This is a genomic window from Bacillus sp. MMSF_3328, from assembly GCF_030733525.1.
In the GTDB taxonomy this organism is placed as follows: Bacteria; Bacillota; Bacilli; order Bacillales; family Cytobacillaceae; genus Bacillus_AB; species Bacillus_AB infantis.
Genome location: NZ_JASHIV010000004.1, coordinates 321,099 through 333,434 on the forward strand (window position 1 = coordinate 321,099; position 12,336 = coordinate 333,434).

Consider the following 12,336-nt stretch of genomic DNA (forward strand, 5'->3'; position numbering starts at 1 on the left):
CTAGTTTGTATAAGAATGAAGTGCTTTTGGTTCGATTTCCATAAATTCGTCTGATTCGATTTTGTCTATGTAGCTCATCTGATGCCCCGGGAAGTCCTTCATCTTCCAGCCTTCCATGCCGATGTTTCCGCTGTAAGCCGGATCCGCATAGACTCCTTCTATCGTTGCGGCCCTGAGCTGATTGAAAAAGGTCTTGGAAGACACGCCGCGAATTTTAACTTTATCAGCCTCAAAATCTTTCAGAATCTCATCCTGCTGATCTCCTTCCAGATCGGCGAAGCCCTTCATGAACTTCTCCTGGCTGTAGGATTCAATCCGGTCAATCCCGGTATCAAACATTTCATTCCTCTTAAGAGGCGATTGATAGCCCTGGAAATTGGAGCCTGGGAAAAATGGGCCCTGCATATACTCCCGTGCATTATTGCCCCACGCACCTGCCAGCTGATGGTCGATGAAAAAGGGCACCCCGAGTTCGATTGCGCCAGGACCGGTTTCGTCCTGTGGATAAATGCGCTCGACTGCCTGCTGCAGCACTTCGAATTTCTGCGGGTTTGTAAAATAAAGCGGTGCCTGCTGATGTGAATTGGACGAGCTGTGTCCTTCAGAGTTGGAGCTGGACGCCTGTTCAGAACCGTTCATCCTGGATCCGATCAGTCCCCCGAGCAGCCCGCCACCAACCAATCCACCTGCAACATAGCTGGAATTGCGTATGAATTTACGTCTCGACATTTTTGAACCAGTCGATTGGTCAGCCATAATTGTTCCTCCTTCTTGAAAAAAATATATTAAATAGGAAAGAAAATACTCTATCAAGCTTCCACTCTTGTTTTTCTACTAAACATAGAATGCAGGATTCTTTTTTGAATTGATACTTTAGTCCTAAATAACTGGGATAACAATTACATTTTTGGAGAAAGAAGTGCCGCGGGTTTTTAAGCCAAGGATGTCACCTTAAAAATTCAGGTTTAGCTTAAAAGTCAAAGTGGAACTGTTATATGTAATCAGCAGAAAGAAAGAGGGAGATAGAATGTTAAAAAGAGCGATGGTTGTTTCCGGTCTTGTACTCAGCCTGGCAGCCTGCGGCGGCGGGGAAGAAAGCAGCGGCGGCGAAAGCAATGGAGGCGGCGGTGAGGTAGATACGGCAGCTGCAGAGGAAACCTTCCAGCAGAGCTGCGCATCCTGCCATGGCGGTGATCTCAGCGGCGGAGCCGGTCCTGCCCTGGAGAATGTTGGAAGTGATTTAAGTGAAGAAGAAATCCGCACTAAGATTGAAGAAGGCGGCGGCGGAATGCCGGCTAACCTGATTGAAGGCGAGAAGGCTGACAATGTTGCAGCTTGGCTGGCAGAGAAAAAATAATATAATATCATAAAAAAAGCTGGCGTTCCGAGAAGGATGCCAGCTTTTATGGTTGTTTTTTTACAAAATAAAAAAGGCAGGCCATCCAGCCTGCCTTTTTTCTCAGCACTTCAAATTACATGGGGGAAATCGGTTCTAAGTATATCGGTTATATACTGTAGTGCCTTTTGTCCTCCTTGCAAAATCCGTGCCTTTTGCATCGCCAATGCCTAACGGTGAAGTCGCTGTTAACCTTTTCATCGTTTACCAGTCCCTTCTGTTTTGTTATTGGCTTTGCATTATACATATACCCGGCTGTACAAGGTTAAAACATTTAAACCCCGGAAATATATGGGAATAAGTCTAACCGCCGAAGCTGTTGATCATGACGAGCATGGTCACAAGGCCAAGGATGAAGGAATAGGTCGAGAACCGTTCGTTTCCATCCCCATGGCTTTCCGGTATTAATTCCTTGTAGATGATGAACAGCATCGCTCCGGCTGCAAAGCTCAGCCCATAAGGAACAAGTCCCTCAATATTGCGGGAAAGGAAGTAGCCGATAATGGCTGTCACGATCTCTACCATCCCGGTCAGTGTGGCAACGGCCAAAGCCTTCCATCTGGAAATATTCTGATTGACGAGAAAAAGAGCGACCAGAAATCCTTCCGGCGCATTCTGCAGGCCGATGGCAAATGCGATCAGCGGACCAAGCTCACCGCCGTCAGATGCATAGCTGACACCGACCGACAGGCCCTCGGGCAGATTGTGGAGTGTAATGGCTGCGACAATCAGCACGGCCTTTTGCTCCAGTTTCATATTCAGCTTGGTATGCTCCAGATCGATATGCGGTGTATGCTTTTCCAGAAAGTTCAGCACAAACGTCCCCAGGAGGAGACCGATGGTCAGAACAATCATATTGGAGGATTCAAGCGCCTGCGGTATCAAACTGAAGGTGGACGCCGCCATCATGATGCCTGCCGTATAGGCCAATAGCACATCCCGCCACTTGTGTGTGACGCTTTTGAAAAAAAGGATCGGAATCGCTCCGGCCCCTGTTGCCATGGCAGAAAGAATGCTGCCGATAATTGCCTCTTGCATGATAAGCCCCCTGATCTTTGCCAGACTGAAAATATGCAGACGTTTAACACAGATAATTTGTGTTAAGTATACAGCCAACCATAAGGCAAATAAAGTATTTTAATTCGGGCATGCACAAATTTTGCTTTTGGGCAAAAAAAATAACGCCCTCCAAATGTGATAACGGGTTTAGTCCAGGAGTGCAAACATGATATAACACATAGGAAAACCCACATGAATTCACAATATCATTCACAGTGCGTTTTTATTGATATACCAATATATTTGCGAGTTTAAGTCATTCACTTTTTCCCAATTCACATATCAAATCATAGTATGTAATGAGTTTTGTGCGAAAATTTTAGTGAGTGCATTATGTTGCAATTACGAAGGTTATTGGGAATATATGTTAAATTAATATTAGAAATATATATCAGAGTTTATGAAAAGATTTACTTATGCTAACGGGGCGGGTTAGTGAAAGAAGGCTGGCTTATTCCGAAAACCATACAATTTGAAATGGGAGGAGTTTAATGAAAAGATTTTTAAATCTAAATACAGTATATATGGTTGCAGCAATTATAGTTCTTGGTGTTTTGTTTTTACCTCGAGCAGTGGATATATACAACCTTCGGACACAGGGGATAAATTATTTTACTAATGACATTGAAAATTATCACAATATTGCACACCCTATTGAAGGAGAATATATAATCGAGATTGATTTGAATAATTTGGATAAAAACAAAGGAAAAGTGCTTTTTGATGATGAAGAAAACCAAATTTATGTGTCGAAAGTAATCGCTCATAATACTAATGAATATGAATTGTTCTTTAGGTCAAGCGGAAGTTCTAGTTTAGGTGGTGCAACAATAATATCAGGTGTTGAACACAAACATAATAATGAAGGTTTAATAAGCAAATTTCAAGCGAAAGCAGAAGCAACGTATAGAGGTTATACTTGTGAACTAATTCCTTCTGAATATTCCGGCTTAAACTACAGTGATGCAGATGAGTTTGGCTTTTATTTGGAGTTACCAAAAGAGTTAGTTCCTGATTTTGAAGAAGAAGGAATGATTGATGTGACAGTTACAAACTTATATATGAATTTATGGGCAGAGAAATCATTTTAACTAAATGGTGATTATCTAGAGTGATTCGTCTAAAGACAATGCCAGCCATGGCCTCATTCTATACCCATGTATTTACAATAAGATTAACTGGGCAAGTTTAAATCACATGAATAAAAGGGTTTTGGCAGCTTTTTGTTGAGTTTTTTTGGTACTAACGGGCAGGTTAGTTGAATAAGAAATCACAAAAGTAATGAGCTTTTACTTTAAAATAAAATTAAATGGGGGGAATATGCGAAAAATTTATCTAGATAGAACAGCATTCTCTGGAGCCATAGGTGTTAATTTAGAAGATACTGAGATTATATCAGCAGGAACATCCATTTTTTCAATGGGTGTTCATGATAGAAATGAGGAATATCAAAGATACGCTAACGATTATGCTATTCAATTTATCTTTGACGATGATATTCCGCATTTAGAGTTTTTTACGGTTCCACATGTAGATATTATGGCAAAAGATAGTAAAGGAGGATTTATCGGAACTGTTTATCAACAGTGTGATTCGGAAAATGACGCACCAATTTGTTATATCAATAGGGATTTAGAGTGCTTTATAATTTCTGAAAACGCAGGAGATTTTCTGATTAATATAGGGACATGGCAAGACAACATGAAACCCTATGATAAACTTACCGTATATCGTTCGAAAGCAGAGGCTGAAACTGAACTAGAATTTATCAATTTGTCTGATATTCTTCCATTATCATAATTTCTTCTTGAACTAACAGGTGCTTATGTTATAGATCAGCTGCCAAACCAGGCAGCTTTTCTTATATAACAAACGGGGCAGGATTGTTGAATAAGAATTTCTTGTGTAATTCCTTTATTACTGAAATAATGACTTACAAATAGGAGGGAAAGATGTGGAAAAATCATTAGAGATGGAGACAGATACATCATTTACTTTAAACTTTTTGATTTACATACAGAATATTTATCTTAATCAAAATCGAAATGAAGATGACCAAAGATTCCCTTACTTATCAACAAAAATGATGTTTAAAGACGACTTTGAAATAAAGTATAAGGAACTATGGGATGAAGTTTTGCAAAAAATATTTAGCAGTGATAACGATTTAAGAATATTTTATGAAGATAAAGATTTATTTTATCAAAAATTGTTTGAGAATAGTACAGAGAGTTCAAAGAGCTTTAATGAAGTTTATAAAGCCTTTCAGGTTTGGTGGGGGAGTTTTGCAGGTCGATTCTCAATAGAAAGATCTATTGATGAAACTGGTCATAAGTTATATGTAGATTTGACGAACTGGTTTATGCAAATTGGCAAATCACCTCAAAGGAGATTACATATTAGTTTAGTTTATGATGAATGTGTATTGGCTAATCTCCCAGTCTCTTCATACCTTGCAGTCATTCCAACAAAAGAATTTTTTATTAACTATAAAGAGTTAGTTCCAAGAATTCATAATTGTTTTTATTAAGCTAACATGTCCTTTTAGTCCAATTCTGTTGCCAAATAAAGCTGCCTTTCTTATTCCATAAAAGGGGCAGTTTAGTGGAAGAAGGAGTTTGGAGTATTTAGGAAGAATATCAGCATTAAAATTTTGTTTCAAGGGTGATATTGTTGGTTGAAAAGTACATTAAAGTGGAAAATGGCAAGCTATGGACAGAAAAAAGAGGGCAGGGAGTTCCAGTTATTTTAATCAGTGGTGGACCTGGCTCTTGTAATTATTTGGAACCTTTATCAAATCTTATTGAAGATATTTGTGAAGTTATTATGTTTGATCCTAAAGGTTGTGGCCGTATGACGGGAATGGATACAATTTAGAAGCTTGTCTTCAAGACATTGAACAAATTCGGGAAGAGTACGGCCTAAAAAATTGGGTAGTAATTGGGCACTCCTGGGGAGCTGATTTAGGGTTGGCTTATTCGCTTTTATATCCGAAATCCGTAATAGGATATGTTTCAATTTCAGGAACTGGAATCCAAAATGATAGAGATTGGAAGGAAACTTATAATCGAAACAAAGTAGAAATTGATGAATTGAAACCGAATTTTGAGTATGAGGCTAATAAGATTGTTCATCGTTCTCTTATTAATTCTTGGAGAGAATTTATAAAGAAACCATTACTGCTAAGAGAAATCTCACAGATTGACTTACCTTCACTGTTTATTTATGCCGAGAATGATATTCGCCCTTCTTGGTCAATTAAACAAGTCTCAAACCTTATTCCTAATTCTAGATATATCGTAATTGAAGGAACATTATATTTGGTTAAACAAAGAGAAAGAATTAAGTGAAGTCTTAAAACCTTTTATTAAGCTAACGATGCAGATTTGTTGAAGATTCCGGTCGAAATTAAAGTGAAAAAATATATGGGGGGTTGGAGATATGGATGTGAACTTAAAGAAACTTATAAAAGAATTGGAAGAAAGACACACAGGACTTGAAGTTCGTACAAACCGTGAAGAGCTAGATAAATTACTTGCAGATGATTTCTTTGAAATAGGTAGTTCTGGTTATATGTTTGATAAAAAGGAATGTCTGGAATCTGGTGTTGTGCTAACTGAAATGTCACTACATAATCACGAGATATATCCGTTATCGTCAGACGTAGTTTTATCCACTTATTTTGTAGTGGATAAAACTAGAAATCGGAATACACTTCGTAGTTCCATATGGAAACTTATAGATGGTAGATGGCAATTATATTTCCATCAAGGCACAATATCTCCATTACAATTAAGAGATGTTTTAAAAGGCACCAATTGAAAAATTGTGCAGGCGGGTGCTTATATTCCAGATCAGCTGCCACACCAGGCAGCTATTCTTATACAATAAAAGGGGCAGGTTAGTAGAATAACACAAAAGAAAAATAAACAAAGGGCAGTGTTTAAAGTGGAATGTTTCGGTTGTAATTTAGCAAATAAAAAGGAACCAGTTAATGTAGTTTGGGAAGATGACTATGTTTTTTCCTTCTTGGACCATGATCCATTTAACGAAGGGCATATCTTAATATTACCTAAAAAACATGTAAGGTATTTTGATGAACTTGATGAAAATACTGCCACTTCAATAATGAAGGCTGCTGGGCTTCTTTCAAAGGTTATTAAGGAATTGTTTAATCCAGATGGTATTACCGTTTGTCAAAATGGGGCTAGTTTTGATGAGCTAACTCACTTTCATATGCACGTTGTACCGAGATATGAAGGACAAAACTTCGCAAACTTTTATTCCGAAGAAACTGAAGAAGTTGCAGTAGATGAAGTCGGTTTATCTAAGACCAGAAGGATAATAATCAATGCGATAAACAGTATATAAAAAATGAACGCTTATTTTGCTAACAGTTCCTATGTTCCAGCCCAGCAGCCAAGCCAGGCAGCTTTTCTTATATTACTAAAGGGGCAGTGTAATAAGGCGTAAACGTTAAATAAATATTTAGTTGAGTATTTAAACCAATTAAAGATTAGAAAAGAAAATATATAGAAAACCTAACGAGAGTACTGAGTGTAAAGATGCCTTTTTATAAGAGTTAGCTTTAAAGTATTCATAACCAAGTATTCCATTGTGTATAGAGATAATTATATAACAAAAGATTAAAGCGACACTAAACTTCCCCATTATCAGCGAGGTTGTAACTAATATTAGAAAAACCAAGCCTATGACTTTTTTGACTAACTGAAATGTTTTGTGCAAAATAATCACCTCAATACCAGATTAATTACAATAGATAAATTTGTATATAGAAAAATAGCGCATTATTCGACTTAGTATGTATGTTTGTGAACAAGTGTTAGTTATGAAACGGAGGCATTGATTCTAGAAGGATTAATGCCCTTTGTTATGGAATCTCTTGTGGTATGAAAGGGGCAGGTTAGTGAAAGAAGATTTTATTTACGGTGAAATATGAATCAAGATAAAATCTAAGAAGGAGGTTTAAATACTTTGAAATTAATGCTTTGTAGATGAATGTAAGGGGGAGCTAACTTGGAATTATCAACTGAAAGATTAATAATTAGGCCTTTTAAGAGTACTGATTTACAGAATGTATTTGCTATTTATGATAATGATGATACATGTAGGTTTCTATTACATAATAAGTGGACTCATGAAGATATGCAGAAAAGATTTAATAAGAAGTTAGCAAACAGTGTACTCACTAAAGAATCAATGTTAAGTTTGGCAGTTGAATACAAGACTAAAGTAGTTGGTGATTTATCCGTATGGTATACAGATATGAAAGACACTGTTGAGATTGGTTATAGTTTTTCAAATGAAGTAGCTGGGAGAGGCTTGGCAACAGAAGCAGTAAGTAGTTTGGTTTATAAATTATTTGATGAATTGAATGTGCATCGTATACAAGCTAATCTTGATGCAAGGAATACGGCTTCACAAAAATTGTGTGAACGAATAGGCATGAGAAAGGAAGCTCATTTCATACAAGATTTTTGGAATAAAAATGAATGGACAGATAGTATTGTATATGGAATGTTACCTTCCGATTTGTAGTAATAGACTTAGTAATTTTATTGTGCTAACGGGTGCTTATGCTTCAGATTGCTGCCAATTCAGGTGGCTTTTCTTATATAACAAACGGGGCAGGTTTGTTTATAAGAATTAAAAGCTAATACCTTAAAATCCATTTAAAATTGATAACACTAAGGTTTGTTAGAATAGGGTATTAGGGCGTGAATTATGAAAAACAACCCTTGTTAGACTTTCTTACACTAAGCTATTTATTGAATGTATTGTATGATAGTTTTATTTCAGTAAAAGGTAATATAGTTGCTTGGAGTATTTAGGGAGGAAGTTATATGAATATAGAAATAAGGCTAGCAACTGTGGAGGAAGCGCATATTGTTCATAAACTTATGATAGAGGCGTTTGAAGAATATCGACACCTTGAAGTGCCATCCAGTGCAACAGATGAATCATTGGATGTTTTAGTTAATGAACTTAAAAACGGCACAAAAAAAGCCCTATTGTGTATCGTAAATGGAGAACCAAAAGGTTCCTTGAGCTTTACTATTAAAAGAGAATCAATATATTTTTCAAGATTATCGGTAGCACCTGACTCGAGAGGACAAGGGATTGCAAGGGCATTATTATTGTGGCTTGAAAACTACTCCAATGAAAATGGACTAAAGAAAATGGAATGTCGAGTTCGTGCTTCATTGTCTAAAAATATAAGTTTATACGAGAATATGGGTTATATTGTTACTAAAGAAGAAATTATAACTAATCCTAATGGTTACCCTGTTAATACAGTTGAAATGGAAAAGAATATGGCTATTTAATGACTTATTAAAACAAACGGGTGCTCATGCCCCAAGCCAGCTGCCAAACAAGGCGGCTTTTCTTATTTCACAAAAGGGGCAGGTTAGTTGAAGAAATTATTGTTGTGTTTTCATTAGAATAAGGTTAAAATTTTTTGAGAACATATGTTTCTATATGCCTTCTCCAAAAACAGGTGAACAATAAATGTCTATAAAAGAAAGGGAGTAAATGAAATATATGAAAATAAATGAAGCGGTTGAACGTTCTATACAGCTAAGAAAAATCTACCATCGTTTAGAACGACAGTATCACGAAAAAGAATGGACAGTAGAAGAAGATGCTTTAGCTTTCTTGACAGATGCTGGTTTGGTCGGTCGTCTAACAATGTCTCAACAGGGTCGATGGCCAACAAATGGGGAAACTGCATCCGAACTTGAACATAAGATTGGTGAATGCATGTGGTGGTTAATTATTTTGGCTGAACGTATGAATATTGATAGCAGTGAAGCATTAGAAAAATTCTTGACCAAAACTGAAAAAAATTAGGTGATTGAGATAATAAACCTGTTGGAAGGAGGCAATCGAGGTCTATTCAGTCTCTTTTTTAAAAACGCAAACCCTATCCACAAACCCTTTCCATACAGAAATTATCGATGACACTTTGCACAGAAATAGGAAACGTTTTTTCTTGTTAAACTAACAGGTGCTTTAGTGTAACAAGTTATTACAAAAAAGGCTTAGAGTTGGAAATACTCTAAGCCTTTTTTTGACTGAAAATATATTGTGATTTGTGTTGTGGAATTTATGTGATATCGATTTAACGTTTTGTACCTCACAAGTAAACCCGTTACAAATGTGGAGGAGCGTCATTTTACAGCTCTCAGCCCCGGCTGTCAATGACCGCCAAAACTTCATCAATGCTGGCATGGTTTTCCGGTGAAGGATCAATATGCTTCCACAGCAACTCACCCTGTGATGAATATAGCCAAGTTCCGCCCTGGATATAAACATCCTGCGTCTTCATCGATTTCATCACAAATTGCTTCTGTTTTTCTTCATCCGGGATAAAGCCTTTCACCTGTCCGGTGACAAATCCGAACCCTGCCTTTGCAAGAAGCTTCCACTTCGGCATCGTCTGATGGCCCATTCCTTTATACGCTGCCCGGGACGGATCACCGTAAATCGGGAACGGAAACGGCCCGAAATGCTCCAGGAACTGTTCAATGAACGCCCCTTTGGAAGGCGCCACAATTTTCACGTGAAACTTTTTATCTTCAATTTCTGCTATGCGCTCACGCAACTGCGCGAGATATTCCCTGCAGACTGGTCAGCCAAGGTGGCGGACAAAAACGAGCATCGTATCCTGTCCGCTGATTGCTTCACCCAATGTGATCGTATCCTGCGAACCGGGGATCTCTAATTTGTAATCCATACCCATCCCTCTTTCAGAACAAATTTAATAGAATTAGCTCTATCATAACGGAAGAGGGGGGAATGGGCAAAAAAAGGGGATCGGGTGATGTGCTTGAAGGAAAATGCCAAAGTTTCCGAATCTGCCGGACTTCGGGACTCTCTGCCGGGAAAAAGCGCCCGATTCATTTACAGAATCAAGGCGCATTATTTTCTTAGTCATCACTGGCCAGAATGCCGAAGATCCTAAGAATATTGATAAACAGATTGATAAAATCAAGATACAGATTCAGCGCCATGAGCGGCACTTCCTCAGCGCTTACTCCATACTGCTTCATGCGGTTAAAGTCGAACAGGACATAGCCGCTGAAGACTAGCACGCCGATAAAGGAAAAAGCGAGCAAAGCTGTGGAGCTTAACGGCCAGATCATATGGAAAATGGAGATGCAGATCAGAGCCAGCAGGGCAGCCATCAGCATGCCGCCGAGAAATGAGAGGTCACGCTTGGTTGTGGTTGCATAAAAAGCAAGTCCGCCAAATACAACAGCTGTTGTTCCGACGGCCATCAGGACGGTATTGGCACCTGATGTCGCAATATAATGCGCAATGATCGGGTAGGTTGTAATCCCCGAAATAAAGGTGAAGCTGTACAGAAAAGTGTAGGAAATTGCTTTTTTCTTTCTTAAGAAGAACGCTCCGATCAGCATGGCCAGCTCAAGGATGACGAGCGGCAGAAACAGCGCCGGAGGGACATAGACGCCAGCCATCGTCCCGAGAAAGGCAAATGCCAGTGACAGGGCAAAGGCTCTTAAAACAGATGGAAGATAGCCGGTGTTGGCAGTTTGTGCATACATATGTTTCACCTCATATGAATTGATTACCTTTTATACGCAGAAAATCAGGTAAGGTTTCAATTCATTTTTTCTTCTTTTAATAGATCACGGATTTCTTTCAGCAGTTCTTCCTTCGCATCGACGGTCGGTGCTTCTTCTACCTGCTTTTCCTGTTCATGCCTGCTCTTCAGCCTGTTGATGAACCTGACAAAGAGGAAGATGGAAAAGGCGATGATGACAAAATCAATGATAGATTGGATGAATGCACCATATTTGATGGTAGCGTCCTCGATTTTTACAGACCGCTCGGAAAAATCAACCCCTCCGGTGAGCAGTCCGAGAAATGGCATGACAATATCATTGACGAGCGAGGTGACGATTTTTCCAAAGGCTCCGCCGATGATCACACCGACTGCCAGATCGACCACATTGCCTTTGATGGCAAATTTCTTGAATTCCTTCAGCATATAGGTCATTCCTTTCTTTTTTGTCCAAGGTGTATAGCGATAAAAGTTATTATACTTATAAAAGAGCCGGTTGTTAAGGAGAGAAAAGCTTCCCGCGCATGGTATTGACAGAATCCGGCTTTTTCACTATAGTTACAGAGGACAAAAAAATATACGACATTCCTGCATCATGCAGGAGAGGTTCATAGCAACAAACCCTCTATAAAAAACTATGGTTCTGATAAAATTGATCAGCCATATCCGCGGGGATATGGTTTTTATTTTTTTCGGGCTGATTTTTATATATCGAGGAGCCTCTCTTGTATGCGCAGTACCATATGAGGAGGCTTTTTTCTATGTCTGGAAGAAAAGATGAAGAATTGAAGGATGTTACTTTGCTTGGCAATCAGGGGACACAGTATTTGTTTGAATACTCGCCGTCCATCCTGGAGGCTTTTGATAATAAGCACCCGAACCGTGACTATTTCGTAAAATTCAACTGCCCGGAGTTTACGAGCCTGTGCCCGAAAACGGGCCAGCCGGACTTTGCGACCATCTATATCAGCTATATTCCTGATCAGAGAATGGTTGAAAGCAAGTCACTGAAGCTGTATCTGTTCAGCTTCCGCAATCATGGCGACTTTCATGAAGACTGCATGAACATCATCATGAATGATCTGATTGAGCTGATGGATCCGCGCTATATCGAGGTATGGGGCAAATTCACTCCGCGCGGCGGCATTTCCATCGATCCGTATACCAATTACGGAAAGCCGGGCACAAAATATGAAAAGATGGCAGAGTACAGGATGATGAACCACGATCTTTACCCTGAAACCATCGACAACCGTTAAAAGGAGACAGA

The 12,336-nt window shown here is 38.8% G+C and carries 17 protein-coding genes; 12 read left to right on the plus strand and 5 right to left on the minus strand.

Annotated elements, in window-relative coordinates; translation table 11 throughout:
- Complete coding sequence (locus RBB45_RS10220) at nucleotides 1-756, minus strand: gluconate 2-dehydrogenase subunit 3 family protein (protein ID WP_022543357.1); 756 nt, start codon at nucleotides 754-756, stop codon at nucleotides 1-3.
- Nucleotides 757-1,027: 271 nt separating this feature from the next.
- Here RBB45_RS10220 and cccB point away from each other — a divergent pair, with 271 nt between their 5' ends.
- Nucleotides 1,028-1,357 (plus strand): cytochrome c551, encoded by a 330-nt coding sequence (cccB, locus tag RBB45_RS10225; RefSeq protein WP_022543358.1) that lies wholly within the window; start codon nucleotides 1,028-1,030, stop codon nucleotides 1,355-1,357.
- A 342-nt stretch (nucleotides 1,358-1,699) separates the two neighbouring features.
- Here cccB and RBB45_RS10230 read toward each other — a convergent pair whose 3' ends face one another.
- Nucleotides 1,700-2,434 (minus strand): ZIP family metal transporter, encoded by a 735-nt coding sequence (locus tag RBB45_RS10230; protein WP_022543359.1) that lies wholly within the window; start codon nucleotides 2,432-2,434, stop codon nucleotides 1,700-1,702.
- Nucleotides 2,435-2,946: 512 nt separating this feature from the next.
- Between RBB45_RS10230 and RBB45_RS10235 the strand changes: the two genes are divergently transcribed.
- The 10 genes from RBB45_RS10235 to RBB45_RS10280 all read left to right on the plus strand — a co-directional run bounded on the left by RBB45_RS10235 (nucleotide 2,947) and on the right by RBB45_RS10280 (nucleotide 9,328).
- Nucleotides 2,947-3,546 carry a hypothetical protein gene (locus RBB45_RS10235; protein ID WP_009792196.1) on the plus strand — a complete coding sequence of 200 codons (600 nt, stop codon included), beginning with the start codon at nucleotides 2,947-2,949 and terminating at the stop codon, nucleotides 3,544-3,546.
- 229 nt (nucleotides 3,547-3,775) lie between these two features.
- Entirely contained in the window at nucleotides 3,776-4,255 is a 480-nt protein-coding gene (locus RBB45_RS10240) for a hypothetical protein (RefSeq protein WP_022543360.1), read from the plus strand.
- A gap of 154 nt (nucleotides 4,256-4,409) precedes the next feature.
- Nucleotides 4,410-4,985 (plus strand): hypothetical protein, encoded by a 576-nt coding sequence (locus RBB45_RS10245; RefSeq protein WP_306009518.1) that lies wholly within the window; start codon nucleotides 4,410-4,412, stop codon nucleotides 4,983-4,985.
- Between the two features lie 143 nt (nucleotides 4,986-5,128).
- Complete coding sequence (locus RBB45_RS10250; protein ID WP_306009519.1) at nucleotides 5,129-5,332, plus strand: hypothetical protein; 204 nt, start codon at nucleotides 5,129-5,131, stop codon at nucleotides 5,330-5,332.
- Nucleotides 5,299-5,805, plus strand: a complete 507-nt coding sequence (locus RBB45_RS10255) for an alpha/beta fold hydrolase (protein ID WP_306009520.1) — start codon at nucleotides 5,299-5,301, stop codon at nucleotides 5,803-5,805. Before RBB45_RS10250 ends, RBB45_RS10255 begins: the two co-directional genes overlap by 34 nt.
- 91 nt (nucleotides 5,806-5,896) lie before the next feature.
- On the plus strand, nucleotides 5,897-6,277 hold the full coding sequence (locus RBB45_RS10260) for a nuclear transport factor 2 family protein (protein WP_306009521.1): 381 nt from the start codon (nucleotides 5,897-5,899) through the stop codon (nucleotides 6,275-6,277).
- 126 nt (nucleotides 6,278-6,403) lie between these two features.
- A complete protein-coding gene (locus RBB45_RS10265) occupies nucleotides 6,404-6,826 on the plus strand; it encodes an HIT family protein (RefSeq protein ID WP_371931563.1) in 423 nt (140 codons plus the stop codon).
- Nucleotides 6,827-7,492: 666 nt separating this feature from the next.
- Nucleotides 7,493-8,014, plus strand: coding sequence for a GNAT family N-acetyltransferase (locus RBB45_RS10270; RefSeq protein ID WP_306009522.1), 522 nt, complete (start codon nucleotides 7,493-7,495; stop codon nucleotides 8,012-8,014).
- Between the two features lie 305 nt (nucleotides 8,015-8,319).
- A complete protein-coding gene (locus RBB45_RS10275; protein WP_306009523.1) occupies nucleotides 8,320-8,802 on the plus strand; it encodes a GNAT family N-acetyltransferase in 483 nt (160 codons plus the stop codon).
- Nucleotides 8,803-9,019: 217 nt separating this feature from the next.
- Nucleotides 9,020-9,328 carry a nucleoside triphosphate pyrophosphohydrolase family protein gene (locus tag RBB45_RS10280; protein ID WP_306009524.1) on the plus strand — a complete coding sequence of 103 codons (309 nt, stop codon included), beginning with the start codon at nucleotides 9,020-9,022 and terminating at the stop codon, nucleotides 9,326-9,328.
- 334 nt (nucleotides 9,329-9,662) lie between these two features.
- Here the strand turns inward: RBB45_RS10280 and RBB45_RS10285 are convergent, their stop codons facing one another.
- The 3 genes from RBB45_RS10285 to mscL form a co-directional block, all read right to left on the minus strand.
- Nucleotides 9,663-10,082, minus strand: coding sequence for an AhpC/TSA family protein (locus RBB45_RS10285; RefSeq protein ID WP_148950519.1), 420 nt, complete (start codon nucleotides 10,080-10,082; stop codon nucleotides 9,663-9,665).
- 325 nt (nucleotides 10,083-10,407) lie between these two features.
- Nucleotides 10,408-11,046, minus strand: a complete 639-nt coding sequence (locus RBB45_RS10290) for a Bax inhibitor-1/YccA family protein (RefSeq protein WP_224950959.1) — start codon at nucleotides 11,044-11,046, stop codon at nucleotides 10,408-10,410.
- Nucleotides 11,047-11,102: 56 nt separating this feature from the next.
- A complete protein-coding gene (gene mscL, locus RBB45_RS10295) occupies nucleotides 11,103-11,492 on the minus strand; it encodes a large conductance mechanosensitive channel protein MscL (RefSeq protein WP_009792187.1) in 390 nt (129 codons plus the stop codon).
- A 335-nt stretch (nucleotides 11,493-11,827) separates the two neighbouring features.
- Here mscL and queF point away from each other — a divergent pair, with 335 nt between their 5' ends.
- Complete coding sequence (gene queF / locus RBB45_RS10300; protein ID WP_009792185.1) at nucleotides 11,828-12,325, plus strand: preQ(1) synthase; 498 nt, start codon at nucleotides 11,828-11,830, stop codon at nucleotides 12,323-12,325.
- The last annotated feature ends 11 nt before the right edge of the window (nucleotides 12,326-12,336 follow it).

Coding starts and splice junctions, on each gene's coding strand:
- RBB45_RS10220 (WP_022543357.1), bottom strand. CDS start 756: ATGGCTGACCAATCGACTGGTTCAAAAATGTCGAGACGTAAATTCATA.
- cccB (WP_022543358.1), top strand. CDS start 1,028: ATGTTAAAAAGAGCGATGGTTGTTTCCGGTCTTGTACTCAGCCTGGCA.
- RBB45_RS10230 (WP_022543359.1), bottom strand. CDS start 2,434: ATGCAAGAGGCAATTATCGGCAGCATTCTTTCTGCCATGGCAACAGGG.
- RBB45_RS10235 (WP_009792196.1), top strand. CDS start 2,947: ATGAAAAGATTTTTAAATCTAAATACAGTATATATGGTTGCAGCAATT.
- RBB45_RS10240 (WP_022543360.1), top strand. CDS start 3,776: ATGCGAAAAATTTATCTAGATAGAACAGCATTCTCTGGAGCCATAGGT.
- RBB45_RS10260 (WP_306009521.1), top strand. CDS start 5,897: ATGGATGTGAACTTAAAGAAACTTATAAAAGAATTGGAAGAAAGACAC.
- RBB45_RS10275 (WP_306009523.1), top strand. CDS start 8,320: ATGAATATAGAAATAAGGCTAGCAACTGTGGAGGAAGCGCATATTGTT.
- RBB45_RS10280 (WP_306009524.1), top strand. CDS start 9,020: ATGAAAATAAATGAAGCGGTTGAACGTTCTATACAGCTAAGAAAAATC.
- RBB45_RS10290 (WP_224950959.1), bottom strand. CDS start 11,046: ATGTATGCACAAACTGCCAACACCGGCTATCTTCCATCTGTTTTAAGA.
- mscL (WP_009792187.1), bottom strand. CDS start 11,492: ATGCTGAAGGAATTCAAGAAATTTGCCATCAAAGGCAATGTGGTCGAT.
- queF (WP_009792185.1), top strand. CDS start 11,828: ATGTCTGGAAGAAAAGATGAAGAATTGAAGGATGTTACTTTGCTTGGC.